Source organism: Streptomyces coeruleorubidus, from assembly GCF_008705135.1.
In the GTDB taxonomy this organism is placed as follows: Bacteria; Actinomycetota; Actinomycetes; order Streptomycetales; family Streptomycetaceae; genus Streptomyces; species Streptomyces coeruleofuscus.
Genome location: NZ_CP023694.1, coordinates 4,500,097 through 4,524,652, shown reverse-complemented (window position 1 = coordinate 4,524,652; position 24,556 = coordinate 4,500,097). Strand labels below are relative to the sequence as shown.

The following is a 24,556-nucleotide window of genomic DNA, read 5'->3' as shown; positions in this document are numbered from 1 at the left end:
TGGTGCGCGTGCGGTCAGGCGCCGGCGGGGGGTTGGTCCACGTGCTGTACGCGGCGGAAGACGAGGTCGTTCACGACATGTCCCTTGTCCAGTCCCTGGCCCTCGAAACGGGTCAGGGGACGGAAGTCGGGACGGGGCGCGAAACCACCGTCCGCCTGCGTGTTCTCGAAGTCGGGGTGTGCCGTGAGCACGTCGAGCATCTGTTCGGCGTACGGTTCCCAGTCGGTGGCGCAGTGCACGATCGCGCCGGGCTTGAGGCGGCTCGCGGCGAGGGTCAGGAAGTCCGGCTGGATGATCCTTCGCTTGTGGTGCCGCTTCTTGGGCCACGGGTCGGGGAAGTAGACGCGCAGGCCGTCGAGGGAGTCCGGGGCGAGCATCTCGCGGAGGAGGATGATCGCGTCGCCGTTGCCGACCCGGACGTTGGACAGGCCGTTCCGGTCCGCGAGATTGAGCAGGTTGCCCTGGCCGGGGGTGTGGACGTCGACGGCGAGGATGTTGGTGGTGGGGTCGGCCGCGGCCATCTGGGCGGTGGCCTCGCCCATGCCGAAGCCGATCTCCAGGACGACGGGGTTGTCGTTGCCGAACAGGTCGGCGAGGTCGAGCGTACGGCTGCCGTCGATGTCGAGACCCCACTTGGGCCACAGCCGCTGAAGCGCGTCCGCCTGGCCGGCCGTGACCCTGCTCCGCCGCGGCTGGAAACTCCGGATCCGCCGCTCGAAGTGCGACCCGGCGGGATCGGCCTTCGGCCCATCGGGAAAACGCGGCTCACCCTTGGCCCGGCTGTGCCGGAGTGAGGCACCGGGGGCGGGCGGCTGGGGGGTTTCGGGGGTATTCACGGAGTCAGACACAGTGAGACCGATTTTACGGCCGCCATGTGGTCGCCGGGGTGTGGCCCTAGCTGCGGGCAATCGTGCCTCCCCCAGTGCCTTAAGGCCCTGGGAGGTACCCCCAGGGCGGCACGGGTGGGCGCGGCGGCACCTCGTCACGCCGAGCTGCGCAACGCCCCGGCCCAGCAGCCACGCCGAGCACCTCGAAACCCCAGTGACTGGTCGGTCACAGCGCGCTCAACGCCCTGCGTGCCACCTCCCTGCCGATCGGCAGGGACGCCGTAGCCGCAGGAGACGGCGCGTTCAGCACATGCACCGTGCGAGGGCCCTCGCGGAACAGGAAGTCGTCCACCAGCGTGCCGTCACGCAGCACGGCCTGTGCCCGCACCCCCGCCGCCGTCGGCACCAGGTCGTCCTCGGACACCCCGGGCAACAGCCTCCGCACCGCCTCCGTGAACGCTCCCTTGGACACCGACCGCCGCAGCTCACCCGCCCCGTACCGCCAGTGCCGCCGGGCGATCCGCCAGGAGCCCGGCCAGGCCAGCGTCGCTCCCAGCTCCCGCACCCGGACCGTCCCCCACCCGTACCCCTCGCGGGCCAGCGCCGGCACCGCGTTGGGCCCGATGTGGACACCCCCGTCGATCCCGCGCGTGAGATGCACCCCGAGGAACGGGAACGCCGGGTCGGGGACCGGATACACCAGGCCCCGCACCAGCTCCGGCCGGGCCAGCTCGTAGTACTCGCCCCGGAACGGCACGATCCGGACGTCCGGGTCGTCCCCGGTCAGCCGGGCGACCTCGTCGCTGTACAGGCCCGCGCAGTTCACCAGCACCCGCCCGCGTACGACGTCCCCGGCGGCCGTGAGCACGGCGACTCCCCGCTCGGGGCGGCGGTCGACGCGGACGACCCTCGTGCCGTAGCGGATCTCCGCGCCCGAGCCGTGGGCCAGCTGGCGGGCGACCGCGACGAAGTCGCAGATGCCGGTCGTGCCGACGTGTATCGCGGCGAGGCCCCGCACCTCCGACTCGTACTCCGGGATCTGGGACCCGCCCAGTTCACGCACCGGTATCCCGTTCTCCCGGCCGCGCTGCACGAGTGCGTGCAGGCGGGGCAGCTCGGAGCGGTCGGTGGCGACGATCAGCTTGCCGGTGACGGCGTGCGGGATGCCGTACTCGGCGCAGAACTTGACCATCTCCGCCGCGCCCCGCACCGCGTAGCGCGCCTTGAGGGAGCCGGGGCGGTAGTAGATGCCGCTGTGGATGACGCCGCTGTTGCGGCCGGTCTGGTGCCGGGCCGGGCCCGGTTCCTTCTCCAGGACCGTGACACGTGTGCCCGGTGCGGCGCGTGTGATGGCGTACGCCGTCGACAGACCGACGATCCCCCCGCCGATCACCAGCACGTCACAGTCGTACGCGATCTCCGGCACCCGCGCCACCTGCACCACCTCCCGCTTCGATAGTGCACTGCGCCACTGACAATGCCTTCAAACGCGGGGACGGCAGCACGCCTGTCCGCCTATGCCGGAGCCACCAGCAGCGGCCGGGCGCGCTCCCGCAGCTCGACCACGCGTGGTTCGTCGCCGTACGGCTCCAGCCGGTGCAGGAGGTCCTTGACGTACTCGGTGGTGCGGGCCGAGGAGATGCGCCCGGCGACCTCCACCGCTCGCACGCCCTGTTCGCACGCCGCGTCCAGGTTTCCCGACTCCAGTTCGGCGACCGCCGAGACGACCAGGCGCAGGCCGTGCGAGCGGACGAACTCCTCGGTGGGCTTCGACAGGGCCTGCTCCGTGAAGCGGCGGACCTGGCGTGGGGCCTTCAGATCGCGGTAGCACTCGGCCGCGTCGGCGCAGAAACGGTCGTAGGAATAGAAGCCGAGCCAGCTCGGGTCGCTGTCGCCGGGGCGGGCGCGCTCCAGCCAGCTCTCGGCCGCCTTCAGGGCGCCGCCGGCCGCCTGGGCGTCACCCGCACGCGCGTGTGCCCGGGCCTCGACGAGGCGGAAGAAGCTCATCGTGCGGGCCGTGGCCAGGCCGCGGTTGCGTTCGAGGGCGGCCTGGGCGAGGTCCACGCCCTCGTCACCGAAGCCGCGGTAGGTGGCCTGGAGGGACATGGAGGCCAGGACGTAGCCCCCGAGGGGGACGTCCGCCGCCGCCCGGGCCAGGCGCAGGGCCTGGATGTAGTAGCGCTGGGCGGCTTCCTGCTGGCCCGTGTCGAAGGCCATCCAGCCGGCGAGCCGGGTGAGTTCGGCGGAGGCGCCGAAGAGGGCCCGGCCGACCTCGTCGGAGTAGGAGCCGAGCAGGAGGGGAGCCGCCTCCACCCTTAAGCACTCGGGGACCATCGACGAACGCCAGTCGCCACCGCCGTACTTGGAGTCCCAGCGCCGCGCGTCCTCGGCGGCCTCCCGCAGCTTCTGCACATCACTGTGGCCGACTTTGAGCGGTGCGCCGGAGTCCTCGCCGGGGCCCACGTCACGCGCTACCGAACTGTCGGCCGGGGTTATCAGCCATCGTGAGGCGGGCGTCGCGTACGCGCTCACCGCGAACGATCCGGCCAGCGACTGCCAGATGCCGCCCCCGGCGCGGCGGCCGGCGAGGTCGAGGCGGTACAGCTCCGTCGCGGTCTTCACCGCCTGTCCGACGTCCCGCGGGAAGGCGAGGCCGACTTCGGGCGCGGGGTCCGCGTCCGCCAGGCCGATCTCGTGGAGCGGCACCGGGCGGCCGAGCTTCTGCCCGATGGCGGCGGCGATGAGGTGCGGCGCCGCACCCTGCGGCACCATGCCCTTCGACACCCAGCGCGCCACCGACGTTTTGTCATAGCGAAGCGTCAGTCCTCGCTGAGCGCCAAGATCGTTGACGCGCCGCGCGAGGCCTGCGTTCGAGATTCCCGCGAGGGCGAGAACGGCGCCGAGTTTTTCGTTCGGCCCGCGTTGCTCCCTGGACATGCGCCACCCCTCGACACAGACGGCTGCCGACGTTGGCATAACCACGCGGCATTCGTAAACCCAGCGTAGTTCGCCGCATCCCAAGCGTTAAGGGGCATTGTTCCGGTTGGCGGGATTGTGGTCCGTACTGAAGTGCGGTTCAGATACGGGCTGTTGCGACGTGCTCCCGCTGTGTGGCCGTGCGCCTGTCCGTGCGCTCTTCTCCGGCCATCGCGGGAGCGGTTCCATGGTCATTGCGTGGGTCGGCCCGCTGTACTGGATCCAGTGGGCTGGGGGACACCGCCGCCTCCATCCCCGCGGGCGGCGGAACGGTCCGGGAGGCGTGCTCCGTCTCCCGGACTGCGCGACCGTTCGGTGGTACGCGGAGCCTGTACGGAGAGTGTTCGAAGCTGCCCGCATGTCGGGGATTTGGCTGAAAATCGACCCAGTCGGTGGTGGGGTATCAGGCCTCCGACCACGGTATTTGAGGGCGCGTCGGGCGTATTCGGGGCGCGTATCGGGGGCGCATTCGCGCCGCAGTCGTACTGGTGACGTGTCGCTGACGTGCCTTGCCTCCTGGCCGCCCCTTCTGTTCTCGCCGCTTCCGCCGCCGTCTTCCCTTTCCGTTTTCACTGCCCTCTTCACTGCCGTCTTCTCCGCCCTTCCTTGCTGTGGCATGGGGGAGTTGGGGGCGTTCGGGGGTGTTCCTGGCGGTGTGGGTGGCTCCGCCGGGGCGCGTTCGGCGGGGCGCAAGCGGCGCGGGCACACTCTGGAACGCCTCCTTCATGGCAGCATGGTGAACCGGTTCGTACGGTGCACTGGTTGTCCACAGCCTGTGGAGGCGGCGATGCGGTGGTTGGTGGGATGGAGCAGCACCGCCGCGGGAGCCGTCGCTGCCGGCTCGGCGGGGGCCACGGGACCCGACGGCGAGACCCTGCACCCGGTGGGCTCCCAACTCCTGTGGGGCGACCCCGATCCGCTGTGGGCGGTCGGTGACTGGCGCCCCGACGAGGTGCGGGTGGTGAAGGCCGACGACCGGACGCGCATCGCCGTCCTCGGCATCTGCGGCGCCACCGACGAGCAGCTGCGCGTCGCGCTGTTCGCCGCGCGCGGCGGGGCACTTCGGCATCTGACCGCCTGGCCGGGGAGCTACACCGCGATCGTGCAGGTCGGCCGGAGGGTCACCGTCTGCGGCGACCTCGCGGGCGCGCGGCCGGTGTTCTACACCCCCTGGGCCGGCGGCACGGCGTATGCGACGGCCGCGCTGCCGCTGGCCGACCTCATCGAGGCCAACCTCGACTTCGGCCACCTCGCCGCGCTGCTGGCCGCCCCTGACGTGCCCGCGGCGCTTCACGACTCCACGCCGTACGACGGCGTGAAGCGCATTCCGCCGGGGCATGCGCTGATCCTGCGCGCCGGGGCACGCGAGATCGCCGGGTACGAACCGGTCGCCTCGCTGGCGGTGGCGGCGCCTTCGGCCGATCCCGACAGCGCGGTCGACGCCGTGCGCGACGCGCTCGTGGAGGCCGTACGCACGCGGCTGTCCGCGCCGCGGCACGTCCCCGGGGCGGACATCGACCCCGGGCCCGTGCCCGGCATGGGGCCCGCCGAGCGGCGTGCCGCGCGCGGGATGCCGGTGCCGGGGATCGGGGCGGACCTGTCCGGCGGGCCGGCCTCGGGGACGCTGGCGCTGCTGGCCGCGGGGCTGCCCGGGATGCCGGGCACGGTGCTGGGGCACGGCACGGGCGCGGGGGAGCGGCTGCTGGCGGTCACGTTCAACGACCTGGCCGTCGCGGGACGGGAGGCCGAGCTGGAGCGGGCGGGGGCGCTGGCGGCGAACCCGCGTCTGCACCATGTCGTCGTGGCCGGTGGCGAGGAGACCCTTCCGTACGCCGACCTGGAGGGCCCGCTGACGGACGAGCCGGGCGCGTCCCTGGTGACGGCGGCCCGGCACCGGGCGCGGCTGGCGGCCGGCAGCGCGGACCACTTCACGGGCTACGGTGCGCGCCAGGTCCTGGACGCCCATCCCGCGCGCCTGGCCGACCTGCTGATGGACCGCAAACGGCGCCACCTGGTGCGGCCCGTCGCCGCGCTGGCCAGGACGGACGGCTCGGTGCTGGTCCCCGCGCGCGTGTACGCGGCGGCGCGCCGGCTGTCCCGTACGCCGTACCGGGCGGGGCTGGAATCGCTCGCCGAGCTCCTGCTCGACCACCGCGCGGACGACGGCCCGGACGAGCCCGGGGGTGCGGTGGAGGCCTCGCTCGCCGCGCTGACCTGGGGCAGACCCGGGCCGGCGGCGCGCTGGCTGACCGGTGAGGCGCTCGCTGAAGTATCGGTTCGCCTTCAGGCGGCGACACACCGGTCGGAGCTGGTGGGGCCGGGGCAGCGCCCGGGTGACTTCCGCGCGCGTGCGGTGCTGGCGCGGCATGCGGCGGACCTGCGGGTGCTGGAGCAGGCCGCGGAGATCCGTTTCCAGCGGCTGCACGCGCCGTTCCTGGACAACCAGGTCGTGCGCGCGGCCCGGGCGCTGCCCGAGGCGCTGCGGGTACGGCCGGGGGCGCGGGCGGCCATACTGCGCACGGTGCTGGAAGGGGCCGGCGTCCGGGACCTGCCGCCCGGGTGGGGCGTCCCGACCCAGGCGACGGCGGCGGCCGCGGCGCGTACGGGGCTGAGGGTGGCGGCGGACTCCCTGGTCGCCCTGTTCGACACGCCGCTGCTGGCGGAGGCGGGCCTGGTCGAGGCCCGGGTGGTCCGCAAGGCCCTGCGTTCCGCGGCGGCCGGTGAACCCCTCCCCCTGGACGGCCTCGCCGACCTCGTCTCCCTGGAACTGTGGCTCCGCCGCCTGCTCTCCCGCCGCGGCACCTGCTGGACGGGCACCCCGGCCCGGCAGCGGGCCGTACCTGCGGGGATCGCGCCACAGCGGGGGGCATTGGGGGCGGGGGCCGGGGCGCGGCGGGTGTAGCGCCCTACGCCGAGTGGTGGGTCGGGGCCGCGCCGGGGGCGGGCGCCGGTCCCGCTCAGCTGCGGGCAGTCGTGCCTCCCCCAGTGCCTTAAGGGCCTGGGAGGTACCCCCAGGGCGGCGCCCGTCCCAAAGAAGCGGCACCCCGTTCCGCCGGGCTGCGGACCCACCCGCCCTGGCCGCAACGCCGGGCACCCGGCAGTGCCGAGTTGTACGACGCCCGGCATCCCCGCCGCATCGGAAACACCCGGCCCCGAAAACCCCACGTCCCTCACACCCACCCCAGCGACAATGACCCGGTGCGGTACAGAATCCTGGGCGTCACCACGGCAGAGGACGAACACGGCACAGCCGTACCCGTCGGCGGTCCCCGCCTCCGCGCCCTGCTCACCGCCCTCGCCCTGCGCCCCTCCCGCATCACCCCGCCCCGGACCCTGATCGACGAGGTGTGGACGGACGACCCGCCCCAGGACGCCCACGCCGCGCTCCAGGCCCTCGTCGGCCGCCTCCGCCGCGCACTCGGCAAGGACGCCGTGACCTCGGAGACCGGCGGCTACCGCCTCGCGGCCACGCCCGACGACATCGACCTCTTCGTCTTCGAACGGCTCGTCCAGCGAGGCACCGACGCGCTCGCCGCCGACGCCCCCGCCCTGGCGGAACGGCATCTCGACGACGCCCTCGCCCTCTGGCGCGGCCCGGCCCTCGCCGACCTCCCCGACCGCACCGCCGCCACCCGCCCGGAGGCCACGCGCCTGGAGGCGACCCGGGCCCGGGCCGAGGCCCGCCTGCGGCTCGGCCGGGCGCAGGACGTCGTACCGGAACTGCGGGAACTGACCGCCGTACACCCCTACGACGAACCGCTGCACGCCCTCCTCATCCGCGCCCTGCGCGACACCGGACGCGAAGCCGACGCCCTCGCCGCGTACGACTCCGCCCGCCGCGCCCTCGCGGAAGGCCTCGGCACCGACCCCGGCCCGCATCTGCGCGCCCTCCACGCCGACCTGCTCGCGTCGGCCGCCAGGAGCGAGAAGCCGACGCCCGCTCCGCCCCAGCGCACCGGGAACATCCGTCCCCGTCTGACCTCCTTCGTCGGCCGGGAACCCGAGATCGACGCCATCCGTTCCGACGTGCACAGGGCCCGACTCGTCACCCTCACCGGACCGGGCGGCTCCGGCAAGACCCGTCTCGCCGAGGAAGCCGCCGCCGGGCTCCCGCAGGCGTGGCTGGTCGAGCTCGCCCCGCTCGACCGGCCCGAGGCGGTGCCCGGAGCGGTGGTCAGCGCGCTCGGTCTGCGCGAGACCGTGCTGATGACCAGCGAGCTGACGGCCGTGCAGGACGACCCCGTCGCCCTGCTCGTGGAGTACTGCGCCCCGCGCAGCCAACTGCTGATCCTCGACAACTGCGAGCATGTCATCGGCGCCGCCGCCCACCTCGCCGAGACCCTGCTGACCCGCTGCCCGGGGCTCACGATCCTCGCCACCAGCCGTGAACCCCTGGGCGTGCCCGGCGAAGTGGTGCGCCCGGTCGAGCCCCTGCCGCCGGATCCCGCCCGCCGGCTGTTCGCGGAGCGTGCCGCCGCCGTCCGACCCGACGCGGACGCCGTGCTCCGTGACGAGCGGGCGGTGGCGGAGATCTGCCGCCGCCTGGACGGACTACCGCTCGCCATCGAGCTGGCCGCCGCCCGCCTCCGGCTGCTCACGCCCCGGCAGATCGCCGACCGGCTCGACGACCGCTTCCGCCTCCTCACCTCCGGGAGCCGTACGGTCCTGCCCCGCCAGCAGACCCTGCGTGCCGTCGTCGACTGGTCGTGGGACCTGCTCGACGAGGCCGAGCGGACGGTGCTGTGCGAGGTGTCCGTGTTCGCGGGCGGCTGGGACCTGGCGGCGGCGGAGGCGGTGTGCACCGGGCCCGCCGCCGAGCTGCTCGGCGCGCTCGTCGACAAGTCCCTCGTCGTCGCGGCACCCGGCGGGCCGGAGGACCCGGACGGCACAGACCGCGAGGACGGCCCGGACGGCCCGGTCGGCTCCGCCGGCATGCGGTACCGGATGCTGGAGACCATCCACGAGTACGCCGTCGAGCGCGCCGCCGGTGCTCCGTCGCTGCGCGCCGCGGCCGAGCGCCGGCACCGGGCATGGGTGCGGGCGCTCGTCGAGCAGGCCGATCCGCTGCTGCGCTCCGCCGCGCAACTGCCGTGGATCTCCCGCCTGGAGACCGAGCTCGACAACATCCGCGCGGCCCTCGACCGGGCCCTCACAGCCGGGGACGAGCAGGAGGCCGGCGCTCTGGTCCTGGCCATGGGCTGGTTCTGGTGGCTGCGCAACTACCGGCACGAGGGCATGGAGTGGCTCGGCCGGACTCTGCGCCTGGGCGTGGAGAGGGATACCGCCGGGCGTGTGCCGTCCGGCGGCGAACCGGACCTGCCCGACCCCGTCGACCACCTCCTCGCCGCGCCGGACGGGGAGGCGGGGCACCCGCTGCACGCCCTGCGGATGGATCTGCGCATGCTGCACATGCTCTTCGTGACCGAAGCCGGGTCCACGGAGGCGTTCGTCAACGAGCGGCGGCCGTACGTGGAGCGGGTGTGGGCCTACTTCCAGGAGGGGGGCCCACGGGCGGCCCGGATCCCGGGGCTCGTCTGCCCGGTCATCTCCTCCTACGTGGGCGACCGGAGCGACCTGCGGACCGTCATGGACTCCGCCGTCGCCAACTGCCGTACGCACGGCGGGGAGTGGGAGACCGCCGTCGCGCTGATGTTCCGTACGCACATGGTCGTCGACGCGTCCGGCGATCTGGACGGCGTCGACGACGACCTCGCGGAACTCCGGCTCCTCAGCCGCCGCGCCGGGGACCGCTGGCTGCGGGCCCAGGTGTGCGGCGCGGCCGGCGAGGCCGGTCATGGCGCGCAGCCGCTTCGAGGAGGCCAAGGGGGAGTACGAGGAGGCGCTGCGGCTCGCCTACGAGGTGGGCGCGTACACCGAGTCGCCGTTCCTCATCGCCCGGCTCGCCGAGATCGCCTACCGCGCGGGAGACCGCCCGGCCGCGCTGGCGGGGCTGGACGAGGCGAGCGCCGCCGCCGACCGGTACGGCGTGGCGGACTCCAAGGCGTTCGTCCTGCTGCTGCGGGCCCAGATGGCGTCCGAGGAGGGGCACACGGTCCGGGCGCGCGAGCTCTGTGAGGCGGCGCGGGCGGACGTCGCGCGCGGTACACCACCGCCCCAGTTCCTGGTGATGCTGGATCTGGTCGACGCCATGATCACGGCGAGCGAGTCCGGCCCGGAGCCCGCCCTGGCCAAGCTGACCGGAGCCCTGAACGAGGCCGTCGACAAGCGGTGCTCCGACGCGATCCGGGCCACGGTCGTGGACAGCGCGGCGGGACTGCTTTCCGACCTCGGCGACTTCCCGCGCGCGGCACGGCTGCTCGGCGCCGGGGACCAGTGCTGGGCCGGCCGTCCCCGCCCCATGCCGGAGCACGCCCAGGCGGAGCGGATCGGGGCAGCCGCTCGCTCCGCCCTGGGCCCCGCCCGGTGCGACGCCGAGCGCTCCCGGGGCGCGGCGCTCACCCCGGACGACGTCCTGCGCGAGCTGGACCAGGCGCGGAGCTCGCACGCCACGGCGTCGAAAGCCGCTAACCGCAGGTGAACTCGGACTCCGCCCAGTCCGCCAGGACCACGTTGTCAAGGGCGCCGTGCGGTTCCACGACCAGCCGTACGGTGCTGCGGCCGGTGAGGTTCACCTGGACGGGAACCGCCGGGTCACCGCCCTCCACCGGCCCGGACCGCCACAGCCGGACCCCGTCGGCGTAGACGGAGAAGTACACCCTGCCGAGCTTCAGCGTCAGGTCGTCCACCCCGACGAGCGCCTCGTACGAGGAGCAGGAGCGGTTGAGGTCGATGGTGACGGAGGAGCGGCCGTGCACGGTGACGCCGTGCGTGTACCGCTGGTCGCCGGCCGAGAGGCCGTACCGCTGCCAGACCCAGCTGCTCGTGCCGATCCGCATCTCGGGCTCGGTGCCGTCGCCGCTGATGTCGTACGACAGTTCGTTCCACTGGTAGACGGCCGGGGCGGGCGGCTCCTCCGTCGGTGGCGGTGGGGGTGGCGGTGTCGGTGTGGGCGTGGGCGTGGGTGCCGGGGGTGGTGCCGGCCTCGGGGAGGCGGGCGGCGGCGGGGTGGGCTTCGGTGTCGGGGCCGGGGAGGACGCGGACGACGGGCTGGTCCTGAGGGCCGGTGTCGGCGCGGGCTGCTCGGCGCGCGCGGGCACGATTCCCGGTGGCCGTGGCCCCGGCTCCCGCTGCGAGGGAGAGGGCGTGGGCTCGGCGGGCCGGCCCACCGGCGAGGACGGGGTGGGAGCCGACCTCGCCTCCTCCTTCGGCTTCTCGTCGCCGGCCAGCGCCAGCACCACCGCGGCCACGACGCCCACGGCGACCACACCGGCCGCGATACCGGCCTTCACCGGCGCGCCCACGCCCTCGGAGGCCGCACCACCTCCGGCACCGGACGAGCCGCTCCCCGCAGTCCCGCCGGCCGAACCGGTGCCCGCCGCCGACCCGCCCGACGAGCCCCCGCCCGCCGCCGAGGCCGCACCCGCGGCTCCGGCCGCCCCCGCTCCCGCGCCTCCGGCGATGAGCCCGGCCGCCTTGGCGTACCCGGCGGCACCGAGCCAGCCGATGACCGCGACCAGCACGACGGCGGGGATACCGCCGGCGACCTCCTGGATCTGCGTCGCGGCCAGCCGGCACTTCGCGCATTCCTCCAGATGCTTGCGCAGCCCCCGCTCGGCACGGGTGCGCAGCCGGCCGCGGGCGTACGTGCCGAGCTGGTCGGCATAGCGCGCGCACTCCTGGTCGTCGGTGAGCGTGGCGCTGACGTGGGCCTGGAGGTAGGCCTGCTTGAGGCCCTCGCGGGCCCGGCTGGCGAGCACCCGCGTGCCGTTGGCGTCGAGCCCGAAGAGGGTGGCGACCTCGCTGGGCGACTCGTCCTCGACCTCGGTGTGCCACAGCACGGCCTGCCACCGCTCCGGCAGCGACCGGAAGGCCCGCATGGCCAGGGACCGCTCGGCCTCGTGCATCGCCCGTACGTCGGCGCCCAGTTCCAGCGTGTCGTCGTCGGACACGTCGGAGCCGCGCGCGGACTGGGCGGCGAACACCGCGAAGTCGTCGACGAGCTGTTCCCGCCGCGCCGACCGCGTCCACGAGGCGGCGACCCGCCGGACGGAGGTGAGCAGGTATGCGCGTACGGCGTGCTCGGGGCCGGAGCCGCCGCGTACCGCCTGGAGCATGCGGGCGAAGACCTCGGCGGTCAGGTCGTCCGCGGTGTAGGCGTCACGGCAGCAGGTCCGGGCGTACCGGCGCACCGCCTGCGCGTGGCGCCGGTACAGCTCCTCGTACGCCGTGTCGTCGCCCGAGCGCATCCGGTCGATGAGATCGGCGTCGGAGGGCGGCAGCTCCCGCGGCGGCAGGGCACCGTCCTCACGCCAGGCGCGCTGCGGCGGGACCGAGCCGTCGGCGGGATGCCCGCCCGGTGGGAGGCTCCCGCGTCCGCCCTGTCTCGGCACCTGCGGCGGGACAGGGCCGCCGGCTGTGGCGTCCCCGTCACCGCTCGACTCGTCCCGCCCGTCAACGCTCATCGCGGAAAGCCCCCGCCAGCCGGCCAACACGTCCAGACCACCGGGTCAGAGTGCCATATTGGCTTTTGGTCAGACCCCTGGAGACCGGACCCTCACTCATCCGTGGGGATTTACCGCACGCCAGTACTAGCCGTCACTCATTCGGGGAATGATCCCCCGTCACCCGGACCTTGGAAGGCGACCGGACCCGGTCGACCGGCTAAGCCGACCGGGGCGTTCGACTGGCCCGGCCGACCAGCCCGGCCGATGGGTCCGCCCGTTCCGGCAACCGGCGAACTCACGCCGGCCGCGACCGCAGCCCCTCCAGCAGGATGTCCAGCAGCCGGGCCGACGCGGCCGCCTGCTGTGCCGCGTCCGGCAGCGAGGGCGCGGCCGTCGCGATCACCAGCAGTACGTCCGACACCGACACGTCCGCCCGCAGCTCACCCGCCGCACGCGCCCGATCCACGAGCTGACCCACGACCTCGAGCAGCGCCGACGCCCCGGCGTCGTCCTCAGCCCCGACCGCCGGCGCCGGCACCGAGGCGACCGCCACCGGCTCCTCCGGCACGAGCCGCAGCTCCGTCGAGCCCGGCTGCGTCCGCTGCTGCGGCACCCGCGCCTGACCGGCCCGGTCCTCCTCGACCGAGACCCGCAGCACCTGCGGCGGCAGCAGCCGCCCGGCGCCGGAGGCCACCGACGTCCGCAGGAAGCGCGACAGCGCCGACCACGGCTCGTCCTCCTGCCCGAGCGCCGCACGGGCCTGGTCGGTCAGCCGGGAGGTCTCCTCCTCGGCTATCCGCCGCACCAGCACGTCCTTGCTCGGGAACCGCCGGTACACCGTGCCCACGCCGACGCGCGCGCGGCGCGCCACGTCCTCCATCGGCGCGCCGTACCCCAGCTCGCCGAACACTTCGCGCGCCGCCCGCAGCACGTGCTCCAGATTGCGCTGTGCGTCCACGCGCAGCGGCGTCGTCCGCGATCCGTTCCCGCGTCCGTTGCCCGCCGTCGCGCTCATCGTCACGCCACCCGCCGCGACAGCGGACGCGGACGACCAATGAGAGTCCTGAACATGCATATGCATTCCCCCGGTAATGACGTCTCCCCCCGGAGACACTCCCCGCCATTCGATGCCGGGACGGGGGAACAGGCCCGGGTCCCCGGGCCGCCCGTCGCGGACCCGGCGAGCGCATCCCCCTACACCCCGTCGTCACACGAACATAGTTGAGAGGGAGTCAATTCAGAAGGGGCACGTTCCGCACGGAGCGCCCACCGATCGGAGTACGGGCCGTATACGTCCCGAATGTGCCCCCGGCCGCCCCCCGTACCACCCCTGCTGACCTGCGCATACTCACCGAAGCTCGCCTTTCCGGCCAACTCCGCGCGCTCTCCCGCTCCGGTCACACAATTCGTCGAGGCTGTGGACAAACGCAAGCGGTGGGTGCGTCATGGGATGGTGAAGGAACGTGCGCGCATTCTCGTTGTCGGTGGTGGCTACGTCGGGATGTACACGGCCCTGCGCCTCCAGCGCAGACTGAAACGGGAACTGGAACGGGGCGAGGTGGAGATCACGGTCGTCACCCCCGACCCGTACATGACGTACCAGCCGTTCCTCCCCGAGGCCGCCGCGGGCGCCATCTCCCCCCGCCATGTCGTCGTACCGCTGCGTCGCGTCCTCGACCGGTGCCGCGTCGTCATCGGCGAGGCCACCGCCGTCGACCACGCGAAGCGCACCGCCACCATCACCACCCTCGCCACCGCGGAGGAGGGCACGGGCGGGCAGCAGCTGCCGTACGACGAACTCGTCCTCGCCCCCGGCTCCGTCTCGCGCACCCTGCCGATTCCCGGCCTCGCCGACCACGGCATCGGCTTCAAGACCGTCGAGGAGGCGATCGGCCTGCGCAACCACGTCATCGAGCAGATGGACATCGCCTCCTCCACCCGCGATCCCGCGATCCGCGACGCGGCCCTCACCTTCGTCTTCGTCGGCGGCGGCTTCGCGGGCGTGGAGGCGCTCGGCGAACTGGAGGACATGGCCCGCTACGCCGCGCGCTACTACCACAACATCCGGCCCGAGGACATGAAGTGGATCCTCGTCGAGGCCTCGGACCGCATCCTGCCCGAGGTCGGCGAGGAGATGGGCCGCTACACCGTCACCGAACTGCGCCGCCGCAACATCGACGTACGCCTCCAGACCCGCCTGGAGTCCTGCGCGGACCGGGTCGCCGTCCTCAGCGACGGCGCCCGCTTCCCCACCCGTACGGTCGTCTGGACGGCCGGCGTCAAACCCCACCCGGTGCTCGCCGCCACCGACCTGCCCCGCAACGACCGCGGACGGCTCAGGTGCACGGCGGAACTGTCCGTCGAAGGCGCCACGCACGCGTGGGCCGCCGGAGACGCCGCCGCAGTCCCCGACGTCACGGCCGGTGAACCCGGCCGCGAATGCGCCCCCAACGCCCAGCACGCCCTCCGCCAGGCCAAGGTCCTCGCCGACAACATCGTGCACACCCTGCGCGACGAGCCCCTTCAGACGTACGAACACGCCTACGCCGGCTCGGTCGCCTCCCTCGGCCTGCACAAGGGCGTCGCACACGTCTACGGACGCAAGCTCAAGGGCTACCCCGCCTGGTTCATGCACCGCGCCTACCACCTCAGCCGCGTGCCCACCTTCAACCGCAAGGCGCGCGTGCTCGCCGAATGGACCCTGGCCGGCCTGTTCAAACGCGAGATCGTCTCCCTGGGTTCACTCGAACACCCCCGGGCGGAGTTCGAACTCGCGGCCGGTGGAAAGCCTTCCCAAGACCCCCCGCACAACCCGAAGGGGTCGTCCTGACCGGACCCAGGAACTCCACCGGCCGGCCCGGCGTCTGACGGATGCCGGTCCGGTCCGCTCACTGCCAGACTGGTCCACCACCACGGGCGTGCCCCCACACGCCCCGGTGCGGGCCCCCGGGGCCCCGGCCGGTTCCGGTGCCGGCCGCCGACGACTACACGAGGCAAGGATTCGTGAACTTCACGCGCTGGAGCGCCCGGCTCCCCGGAACGCAGCGCCGCGCCGCAGCGCGGACCGAGCAGACGGCCTCCCCGGACCGGCGGGGGGAAGGTTCCGTACCCGCCGCCCGTGCCGAACAACTGACCGACGAGCCGCCGTCCGTACCCGCCGTCGACGAACTGCGGGTGCGCGAGGTCCTCGACCGCGTCCCGTCCCTCGTCGCCCTGGTCCACGGCCCCGACCACCGCATCGCCTACGTCAACGACGCCTACACGACCGCCTTCGGCGTACGCCCCCTGGGCGAACGGGCCCGCGAAGCCCTCCCCGAACTGGCCGCCCTCGGCCTGTTCCCCCTCCTGGACCAGGTCCAGCGCAGCGGCAAGCCCCGCACGGTCAAGTCCCGCAAGGCCCCCGACGGCCGCTCCTACACCTTCACCTGCACCCCGGTCGCCCAGGGCGACGGCAAGGGCGGCAGCGACGGCCGCGGAGTGCTCGTCTTCGCCACGGACGTCACCGACCACGCCGAAGCCGCCGAACGCCTGCGCGCCAGCGAACGCCGCCAGCGCGAAACGGCGGTGACCCTCCAGAGGTCACTGCTCCCCCAGGAGCTCGAAGAACCCGACGACCTGCGCGTCGCCGCCACGTACCACCCCGGCGGCACGGAGGCCGCGGTCGGCGGCGACTGGTACGACGTCATCACCCTGGGCGGCGGCCGCACCGCCCTCGTCATCGGCGACGTCATGGGCCGCGGCGTCCGCGCGGCAGCGGTCATGGGCCAGCTCCGCACGGCGGTCCGCGCCTACGCCCGCCTCGACCTGCCCCCGCACGAGGTCCTCCAGCTCCTCGACGGCCTGGCGGCCGAGATCGACGCCAACCAGATCGCCACGTGTGCGTACGCGGTCCACGACCCGAACGAGGGAAAGCTGGTCTACGCCTCGGCGGGCCACCTCCCCATCCTCGTCCGCGACGAGAACGGCACGGTCCTGCGCGCCGACGAACCCACCGGCCCGCCGCTCGGCACCGGCGGCTGGATGCACTCCTCGGGCTCGATCCCCCTCAGCCCCGGCTCCACGGCCGTCCTCTACACGGACGGCCTGGTGGAGCGCCGCGACGCCGACCTGGACGAGGGCATCGCCGCTCTGGAACGCGCCCTGGCCGGCGCCACCGGAACACCCCAGGTCGTCTGCGACCGGCTGGTCCGCTCGGCGGGGGTGACCCCCGACCACGACGACGACGTGGCCGTCCTGGTCCTCCAGCACCCGGCCCGGACGGGCCCGGACAGCGAGCTCTTCCGCAACGCCGCCCTGGAACTCCTGGGCGGTGTGGAAGCGGCCCCACGCGCGCGTGCCTTCGCCTCCGGCGTCCTGACCAGCTGGCGCTTCCCCGCCGACCTGCACGACCTGGGCGTCCTGGCCACCAGCGAACTGGTCGCCAACTCCCTCCAGCACGGCACCCCGCCCATGCGCCTGCGACTGCGCCGCACGGACCGGCGGCTGATCATCGAGGTCACCGACGGCGACGACCACCTCCCCAGACGCCGCCGCGCGGAACCGGGCGACGAATCGGGCCGGGGCATCGCCATCGTCGCCACGATCGCGTCGAACTGGGGGTGCCGCCGCACACCGGGCGGCGGCAAGGCGGTCTGGTGCGAGTTCGCGCTGCCGCGCACGCAGGGGACATAGCGGAGACACGAGGAAGGGACTGGAGGGGCGGAGAGGGGGAGGGGATCAGACGTCCGCGGAAACGGGCGCCCCACCCCGCGCCACGACCCGGCTCTTCGCGAGCCACGGCCGGTCCTGCGCCTCCGTGAGCTGCCGCCCCAGCCGCATCGCCAGGCAGGTGATCCCCAGCGAGAACAGCAGGAACGCCACGATGTACGGCGCGTGCAGCGAGGCCCCCAGCGGCCCGCCCACCGCCGGCCCGACGGCCAGCGCGAGCTGCTTGACCAGAGCGAACGCGGAGTTGTACTGCCCGGCCATCCCCTCCGGCGCCAGGTCGGCGACCAGCGGGGCGACCGTCGGCGACAGCATCGCCTCACCCAGCCCGAACAAGGCGTACGTCGAGACGAACGCGGCGGTCGCCATCTCCTGGCTCCCGTGCCCCAGCCCCGCGTACCCGGCGACAGCCCAGGCCACGGCCCAGATCAGACCGACAGCGGCGATCACCCGCGAGCGCCGACGCCGCTCCACGAACCGCAGCACGGCGAACTGCGCGACGACGATCACCAGCGTGTTGGCGGCCAGCGCCGTCCCCAGCGCGGACGTCGAGATCCCGGCGGCCTCGACCCCGTACGCGCTCAGCCCCGACTCGAACTGCCCGTAGCAGGCGAAGAACAGCACGAAGCCCAGAACACACAGCTGCACCATGGCCCGGTTGCCCAGCAGCTGCTTCCAGCTGCCCCGCCCCGACGCCACGGGCGCGCCCTCGATCCGCGGCGCGTGCGGCATCCGCACCGTCGCCATCACCACGACCAGCAGCAGGAACATCGCCGCCTCGATCGCGAAGAGCAGCGTGAAGGAGGCAGCGCTCGTCGTGTCGACCAGATGACCGCCGATGAGGCCACCGACCCCGAGCCCGAGGTTCTGGAGGAAGAACTGCGTGGCGAAGGCCCGCGACCGCGTCTCCGCCGACGAGCAGTCCACGATCATCGTGGCCAGCGCCGGCTGCATCACGGCCTGCCCGGCCCCCAGCAGGGCAGCCGACACCAGCACGGCGGCCGCACTGCTCGCGATCCCCAGACTCAGCGCACCCAGGGCGGCGGTGACCAGGGCGGCGAGCAACACCGGCAACGGTCCACGCCGGACGATGGCCCGCCCGGCGAACGGCAGCACGACCAGCGCCGCCACAGCGAAGACGGCGAGTACGAGACCCGCCGTCATGGCTCCCAGTCCACGCACCTGCGCCACATAGACGTACAGATACGGGACGGTGAAGCCGAGCCCGAACGCGCTGAGTGCGTTGCCCATGTGGATCCGGCGCATCGCTGCGCCCATCGCCCTGGTCACGTTCACCTCTCTCACAAGTTAGGAGTGAAGACTTCGAAACTAAACTTCGAAGGTAAAGAGTACATACCCAAGGACTTCAAGGCAAAGAACGGCCGTGCCATACTGCGCCCATGGGCGACACCCCCGGCCCCAACGAGCCGACCCTCGAAGAGCAGATCGCCGCGTACCAGCGCGAGTTCCAGGACCTCGACCCCCAGGTGGAGCAGATCGTCTCCGCCTTGTCCCGCCTGAACCGCCGCATGAACGTCGCCTACGGCCGTCAGACCGCGGCCCTCGGCATCAGCAACGCCGAGTGGGAGGTCCTCAAGGCCCTCGTCCTCTCCGGCGCCCCCTACCGCCTGGGCCCCAGCGACCTCGCGAAGCGCCTCGGCCTGACCCCGGCCGCCATGACCCACCGCATCGACCGCATGGTCGGCGAAGGACTGGTGACCCGGGAGCGGGACGAGTCCAACCGGGTCCGCGTCATCGTGGAGCTCACGCAGGGAGGTCGGGAGAAGTGGCTGGAGGCGATGCGCCTGGCGTCGGTCTTCGAGGAGGACCTGCTCCAGGACCTGTCCCCGGACGAGCGCACCGCGCTCGGCGAGGTCCTCACCCGCCTCCTGCGCCGGGTGGAAGACGCCCAGCCGGACGCCGGCGGCCGCCTCTCCGACCTGGACTGACGCCCGCACAAAAGATGTTGACAGGGGACGCTTGACAGCCCCCTCGCCGATCCGTAAAGTTCTTCGGGTTGCCGCGGAGCCGTAACGGTTCTGCGACAGCACTTCCGCCGCACCAGCGGCACCCAACCACTAGCAAGATCGCTCCCAACGGGGTTGATTTCGGCTTGCCCGAATTCAATTCGAATTGGGACTCGACAGACTTGATTCGGCGCCGAACGGCTCCGATTTGGGAATCGCCGAGAGAACGCGCTAAGGTTGGACACGTCGGAACGGCCCAACAGCCGCGAAGACGAACCCCGCTGACTGGGGGTCAGGTCGAGAAAAAGATCTGATAGAGTCGGAAACGCAAGACCGAAGGGAAGCGCCCGGAGGAAAGCCCGAGAGGGTGAGTACAAAGGAAGCGACCGTTCCTTGAGAACTCAACAGCGTGCCAAAAGTCAACGCCAGATATGTTGATACCCCGTCTCCAGCATCAGCTGGGACGAGGTTCCTTTGAAAAAACACAGCGAGGACGCTGTGAACGGTCGGGCCAATTCCGCCTGACCGTTCCGCTCTCGTGGTGTCGACCGGATTACCGGTAAACATTCACGGAGAGTTTGATCCTGGCTCAGGACGAACGCTGGCGGCGTGCTTAACACATGCAAGTCGAACGATGAACCACTTCGGTGGGGATTAGTGGCGAACGGGTGAGTAACACGTGGGCAATCTGCCCTGCACTCTGGGACAAGCCCTGGAAACGGGGTCTAATACCGGATACTGACCACCTTGGGCATCCAAGGTGGTCGAAAGCTCCGGCGGTGCAGGATGAGCCCGCGGCCTATCAGCTTGTTGGTGAGGTAATGGCTCACCAAGGCGACGACGGGTAGCCGGCCTGAGAGGGCGACCGGCCACACTGGGACTGAGACACGGCCCAGACTCCTACGGGAGGCAGCAGTGGGGAATATTGCACAATGGGCGAAAGCCTGATGCAGCGACGCCGCGTGAGGGATGACGGCCTTCGGGTTGTAAACCTCTTTCAGCAGGGAAGAAGCGAAAGTGACGGTACCTGCAGAAGAAGCGCCGGCTAACTACGTGCCAGCAGCCGCGGTAATACGTAGGGCGCGAGCGTTGTCCGGAATTATTGGGCGTAAAGAGCTCGTAGGCGGCTTGTCACGTCGGTTGTGAAAGCCCGGGGCTTAACCCCGGGTCTGCAGTCGATACGGGCAGGCTAGAGTTCGGTAGGGGAGATCGGAATTCCTGGTGTAGCGGTGAAATGCGCAGATATCAGGAGGAACACCGGTGGCGAAGGCGGATCTCTGGGCCGATACTGACGCTGAGGAGCGAAAGCGTGGGGAGCGAACAGGATTAGATACCCTGGTAGTCCACGCCGTAAACGGTGGGCACTAGGTGTGGGCAACATTCCACGTTGTCCGTGCCGCAGCTAACGCATTAAGTGCCCCGCCTGGGGAGTACGGCCGCAAGGCTAAAACTCAAAGGAATTGACGGGGGCCCGCACAAGCGGCGGAGCATGTGGCTTAATTCGACGCAACGCGAAGAACCTTACCAAGGCTTGACATACACCGGAAACGTCTGGAGACAGGCGCCCCCTTGTGGTCGGTGTACAGGTGGTGCATGGCTGTCGTCAGCTCGTGTCGTGAGATGTTGGGTTAAGTCCCGCAACGAGCGCAACCCTTGTCCCGTGTTGCCAGCAGGCCCTTGTGGTGCTGGGGACTCACGGGAGACCGCCGGGGTCAACTCGGAGGAAGGTGGGGACGACGTCAAGTCATCATGCCCCTTATGTCTTGGGCTGCACACGTGCTACAATGGCCGGTACAATGAGCTGCGATACCGCGAGGTGGAGCGAATCTCAAAAGCCGGTCTCAGTTCGGATTGGGGTCTGCAACTCGACCCCATGAAGTCGGAGTCGCTAGTAATCGCAGATCAGCATTGCTGCGGTGAATACGTTCCCGGGCCTTGTACACACCGCCCGTCACGTCACGAAAGTCGGTAACACCCGAAGCCGGTGGCCCAACCCCCTTGTGGGGAGGGAGCTGTCGAAGGTGGGACTGGCGATTGGGACGAAGTCGTAACAAGGTAGCCGTACCGGAAGGTGCGGCTGGATCACCTCCTTTCTAAGGAGCACTTCTTACCGATCCCTTCGGGGTGAGGTCAGAGGCCAGTACATCAGCGAATGTCTGATGCTGGTTGCTCATGGGTGGAACGTTGACTATTCGGCCGGGATTCCGGGTCGGAGGCTGCTAGTACTGCTCGTAAGAGCGTGGAACGTATGATCTTCGGACGGGAGTCGGCCGGGCACGCTGTTGGGTGTCTGAGGGAATGGATTTTTCCTCAGTCGCCGGCCCCGGTAAAAGTTCGCGTGAGCGGGCTGTGACGGGTGGCTGGTCGTTGTTTGAGAACTGCACAGTGGACGCGAGCATCTGTGGCCAAGTTTTTAAGGGCGCACGGTGGATGCCTTGGCACCAGGAACCGATGAAGGACGTGGGAGGCCACGATAGGCCCCGGGGAGTCGTCAACCAGGCTTTGATCCGGGGGTGTCCGAATGGGGAAACCCGGCAGTCGTCATGGGCTGTCACCCGCTGCTGAACACATAGGCAGTGTGGAGGGAACGCGGGGAAGTGAAACATCTCAGTACCCGCAGGAAGAGAAAACAACCGTGATTCCGGGAGTAGTGGCGAGCGAAACCGGATGAGGCCAAACCGTATGCGTGTGAGACCCGGCAGGGGTTGCGTATACGGGGTTGTGGGATCTCTCTTTCATGGTCTGCCGGCCATGAGACGAGTCAGAAACCGTTGATGTAGGCGAAGGACATGCGAAAGGTCCGGCGTAGAGGGTAAGACCCCCGTAGTCGAAACATCAGCGGCTCGTTTGAGAGACACCCAAGTAGCACGGGGCCCGAGAAATCCCGTGTGAATCTGGCGGGACCACCCGCTAAGCCTAAATATTCCCTGGTGACCGATAGCGGATAGTACCGTGAGGGAATGGTGAAAAGTACCGCGGGAGCGGAGTGAAATAGTACCTGAAACCGTGTGCCTACAAGCCGTGGGAGCGTCGGGCAAGCACTTGTGCTTGCCTCGTGACTGCGTGCCTTTTGAAGAATGAGCCTGCGAGTTTGCGGTGTGTTGCGAGGTTAACCCGAGTGGGGAAGCCGTAGCGAAAGCGAGTCCGAATAGGGCGGTGGAGTAGCACGCTCAAGACCCGAAGCGGAGTGATCTAGCCATGGGCAGGTTGAAGCGGAGGTAAGACTTCGTGGAGGACCGAACCCACCAGGGTTGAAAACCTGGGGGATGACCTGTGGTTAGGGGTGAAAGGCCAATCAAACTCCGTGATAGCTGGTTCTCCCCGAAATGCATTTAGGTGCAGCGTCGTGTGTTTCTTGCCGGAGGTAGAGCACTGGATAGGCGATGGGCCCTACCGGGTTACTGACCTTAGCCAAACTCCGAATGCCGGTAAGTGAGAGCGCGGCAGTGAGACTGTGGGGGATAAGCTCCATGGTCGAGAGGGAAACAGCCCAGAGCATCGACTAAGGCCCCTAAGCGTACGCTAAGTGGGAAAGGATGTGGAGTCGCAGAGACAACCAGGAGGTTGGCTTAGAAGCAGCCACCCTTGAAAGAGTGCGTAATAGCTCACTGGTCTAGTGATTCCGCGCCGACAATGTAGCGGGGCTCAAGCGTACCGCCGAAGTCGTGTCATTCACACAATAGGGCCAACGCCTGTGTGGATGGGTAGGGGAGCGTCGTGTGCCGGGTGAAGCAGCCGCGTAAGCGAGTTGTGGACGGTTCACGAGTGAGAATGCAGGCATGAGTAGCGATTCACACGTGAGAAACGTGTGCGCCGATTGACTAAGGGTTCCTGGGTCAAGCTGATCTGCCCAGGGTAAGTCGGGACCTAAGGCGAGGCCGACAGGCGTAGTCGATGGATAACCGGTTGATATTCCGGTACCCGCTGTGAAGCGTCAAACATTGAATCCACTAATGCTAAGGCCGTGAAGCCGTTCCGGACCCTTCGGGGAAAGGAAAGTGGTGGAGCCGCCGAACCAAGGTGGTAGTAGGTGAGTGATGGGGTGACGCAGGAAGGTAGTCCAGCCCGGGCGGTGGTTGTCCCGGGGTAAGGGTGTAGCCCGTCATCTAGGTAAATCCGGATGACATGAGGGTGAGACCTGATGCCGAGCCGATTGTGGTGAAGTGGATGATCCTATGCTGTCGAGAAAAGCCTCTAGCGAGTTTCATGGCGGCCCGTACCCTAAACCGACTCAGGTGGTCAGGTAGAGAATACCGAGGCGTTCGGGTGAACTATGGTTAAGGAACTCGGCAAAATGCCCCCGTAACTTCGGGAGAAGGGGGGCCATCACTGGTGATCCGTTTTACACGGTGAGCTGGGGGTGGCCGCAGAGACCAGCGAGAAGCGACTGTTTACTAAAAACACAGGTCCGTGCGAAGCCGTAAGGCGATGTATACGGACTGACGCCTGCCCGGTGCTGGAACGTTAAGGGGACCGGTTAGTCACTCTTCGGGGTGGCGAAGCTGAGAACTTAAGCGCCAGTAAACGGCGGTGGTAACTATAACCATCCTAAGGTAGCGAAATTCCTTGTCGGGTAAGTTCCGACCTGCACGAATGGCGTAACGACTTCTCGACTGTCTCAACCATAGGCCCGGTGAAATTGCACTACGAGTAAAGATGCTCGTTTCGCGCAGCAGGACGGAAAGACCCCGGGACCTTTACTACAGTTTGATATTGGTGTTCGGTTCGGCTTGTGTAGGATAGCTGGGAGACTGTGAAGCGCTAACGCCAGTTAGTGTGGAGTCGTCGTTGAAATACCAGTCTGGTCGTGCTGGATGTCTAACCTGGGTCCGTGATCCGGATCAGGGACAGTGTCTGATGGGTAGTTTAACTGGGGCGGTTGCCTCCTAAAGAGTAACGGAGGCGCCCAAAGGTTCCCTCAGCCTGGTTGGCAATCAGGTGTTGAGTGTAAGTGCACAAGGGAGCTTGACTGTGAGACCGACGGGTCGAGCAGGGACGAAAGTCGGGACTAGTGATCCGGCGGTGGCTTGTGGAAGCGCCGTCGCTCAACGGATAAAAGGTACCCCGGGGATAACAGGCTGATCTTCCCCAAGAGTCCATATCGACGGGATGGTTTGGCACCTCGATGTCGGCTCGTCGCATCCTGGGGCTGGAGTCGGTCCCAAGGGTTGGGCTGTTCGCCCATTAAAGCGGTACGCGAGCTGGGTTTAGAACGTCGTGAGACAGTTCGGTCCCTATCCGCTGTGCGCGTAGGAGTCTTGAGAAGGGCTGTCCCTAGTACGAGAGGACCGGGACGGACGAACCTCTGGTGTGCCAGTTGTTCTGCCAAGGGCATGGCTGGTTGGCTACGTTCGGGAGGGATAACCGCTGAAAGCATCTAAGCGGGAAGCCTGCTTCGAGATGAGGACTCCCACCTCCTAGAGAGGGTAAGGCTCCCAGTAGACGACTGGGTTGATAGGCCGGATATGGAAGCACGGTAACGTGTGGAGTTGACCGGTACTAATAGGCCGAGGGCTTGTCCTCAGTTGCTCGCGTCCACTGTGTTGGTTCTGAAACCACGAACAGCCCCATGCCATGG

The 24,556-nt window shown here is 69.9% G+C and carries 12 protein-coding genes and 2 rRNA genes; 8 read left to right on the top strand and 6 right to left on the bottom strand.

Going from position 1 to position 24,556, the window contains the following annotated elements; translation table 11 throughout:
* Positions 1-14 precede the first annotated feature (14 nt).
* From trmB to CP976_RS20860, 3 genes are all read right to left on the bottom strand, one after another.
* Entirely contained in the window at positions 15-848 is an 834-nt protein-coding gene (trmB, locus tag CP976_RS20870) for a tRNA (guanosine(46)-N7)-methyltransferase TrmB (protein ID WP_190146869.1), read from the bottom strand.
* A gap of 205 nt (positions 849-1,053) precedes the next feature.
* Positions 1,054-2,268, bottom strand: coding sequence for an L-2-hydroxyglutarate oxidase (gene lhgO, locus CP976_RS20865; RefSeq protein WP_373304865.1), 1,215 nt, complete (start codon positions 2,266-2,268; stop codon positions 1,054-1,056).
* 74 nt (positions 2,269-2,342) lie between these two features.
* Positions 2,343-3,764 carry an NsdA family TPR-like regulatory protein gene (locus CP976_RS20860; RefSeq protein ID WP_150481754.1) on the bottom strand — a complete coding sequence of 474 codons (1,422 nt, stop codon included), beginning with the start codon at positions 3,762-3,764 and terminating at the stop codon, positions 2,343-2,345.
* A gap of 826 nt (positions 3,765-4,590) precedes the next feature.
* On the opposite strand from CP976_RS20860, the gene CP976_RS20855 reads away from it, so the two are divergent.
* The 3 genes from CP976_RS20855 (at position 4,591) to CP976_RS44685 (ending at position 10,341) form a co-directional block, all read left to right on the top strand.
* Positions 4,591-6,705 carry an asparagine synthase-related protein gene (locus CP976_RS20855; protein ID WP_150481753.1) on the top strand — a complete coding sequence of 705 codons (2,115 nt, stop codon included), beginning with the start codon at positions 4,591-4,593 and terminating at the stop codon, positions 6,703-6,705.
* 296 nt (positions 6,706-7,001) lie between these two features.
* Positions 7,002-9,878, top strand: coding sequence for an AfsR/SARP family transcriptional regulator (locus CP976_RS20850; RefSeq protein WP_373304861.1), 2,877 nt, complete (start codon positions 7,002-7,004; stop codon positions 9,876-9,878).
* Positions 9,790-10,341, top strand: a complete 552-nt coding sequence (locus CP976_RS44685) for a hypothetical protein (protein WP_373304862.1) — start codon at positions 9,790-9,792, stop codon at positions 10,339-10,341. The genes CP976_RS20850 and CP976_RS44685 overlap by 89 nt, the downstream gene beginning before the upstream one ends.
* Here CP976_RS44685 and CP976_RS20845 read toward each other — a convergent pair.
* Both CP976_RS20845 and CP976_RS20840 read right to left on the bottom strand, forming a co-directional pair.
* Complete coding sequence (locus CP976_RS20845) at positions 10,328-12,325, bottom strand: sigma-70 family RNA polymerase sigma factor (protein ID WP_150481752.1); 1,998 nt, start codon at positions 12,323-12,325, stop codon at positions 10,328-10,330. The genes CP976_RS44685 and CP976_RS20845 overlap by 14 nt on opposite strands.
* Positions 12,326-12,602: 277 nt before the next feature.
* Positions 12,603-13,382, bottom strand: a complete 780-nt coding sequence (locus CP976_RS20840) for a TetR/AcrR family transcriptional regulator (RefSeq protein WP_150481751.1) — start codon at positions 13,380-13,382, stop codon at positions 12,603-12,605.
* Positions 13,383-13,757: 375 nt separating this feature from the next.
* Between CP976_RS20840 and CP976_RS20835 the strand changes: the two genes are divergently transcribed.
* Together CP976_RS20835 and CP976_RS20830 are read left to right on the top strand one after the other, a co-directional pair.
* The gene (locus CP976_RS20835; protein WP_150481750.1) at positions 13,758-15,137 is read left to right on the top strand and encodes an NAD(P)/FAD-dependent oxidoreductase; all 1,380 of its coding nucleotides are present in this window, start codon (positions 13,758-13,760) and stop codon (positions 15,135-15,137) included.
* 173 nt (positions 15,138-15,310) lie between these two features.
* A complete protein-coding gene (locus CP976_RS20830; RefSeq protein WP_150481749.1) occupies positions 15,311-16,978 on the top strand; it encodes an ATP-binding SpoIIE family protein phosphatase in 1,668 nt (555 codons plus the stop codon).
* A gap of 45 nt (positions 16,979-17,023) precedes the next feature.
* Here the strand turns inward: CP976_RS20830 and CP976_RS20825 are convergent, their stop codons facing one another.
* Positions 17,024-18,289 (bottom strand): MFS transporter, encoded by a 1,266-nt coding sequence (locus tag CP976_RS20825; RefSeq protein ID WP_150485427.1) that lies wholly within the window; start codon positions 18,287-18,289, stop codon positions 17,024-17,026.
* A gap of 122 nt (positions 18,290-18,411) precedes the next feature.
* Here CP976_RS20825 and CP976_RS20820 point away from each other — a divergent pair, with 122 nt between their 5' ends.
* From CP976_RS20820 to CP976_RS20805, 3 genes are all read left to right on the top strand, one after another.
* Positions 18,412-18,960 carry a MarR family winged helix-turn-helix transcriptional regulator gene (locus tag CP976_RS20820; RefSeq protein WP_150481748.1) on the top strand — a complete coding sequence of 183 codons (549 nt, stop codon included), beginning with the start codon at positions 18,412-18,414 and terminating at the stop codon, positions 18,958-18,960.
* A 584-nt stretch (positions 18,961-19,544) separates the two neighbouring features.
* Positions 19,545-21,071: ribosomal RNA gene (locus CP976_RS20810) — 16S ribosomal RNA — on the top strand.
* A 310-nt stretch (positions 21,072-21,381) separates the two neighbouring features.
* Positions 21,382-24,501 (top strand): 23S ribosomal RNA (locus CP976_RS20805).
* The 16S and 23S rRNA genes sit together here, the layout of an rRNA operon.
* The last annotated feature ends 55 nt before the right edge of the window (positions 24,502-24,556 follow it).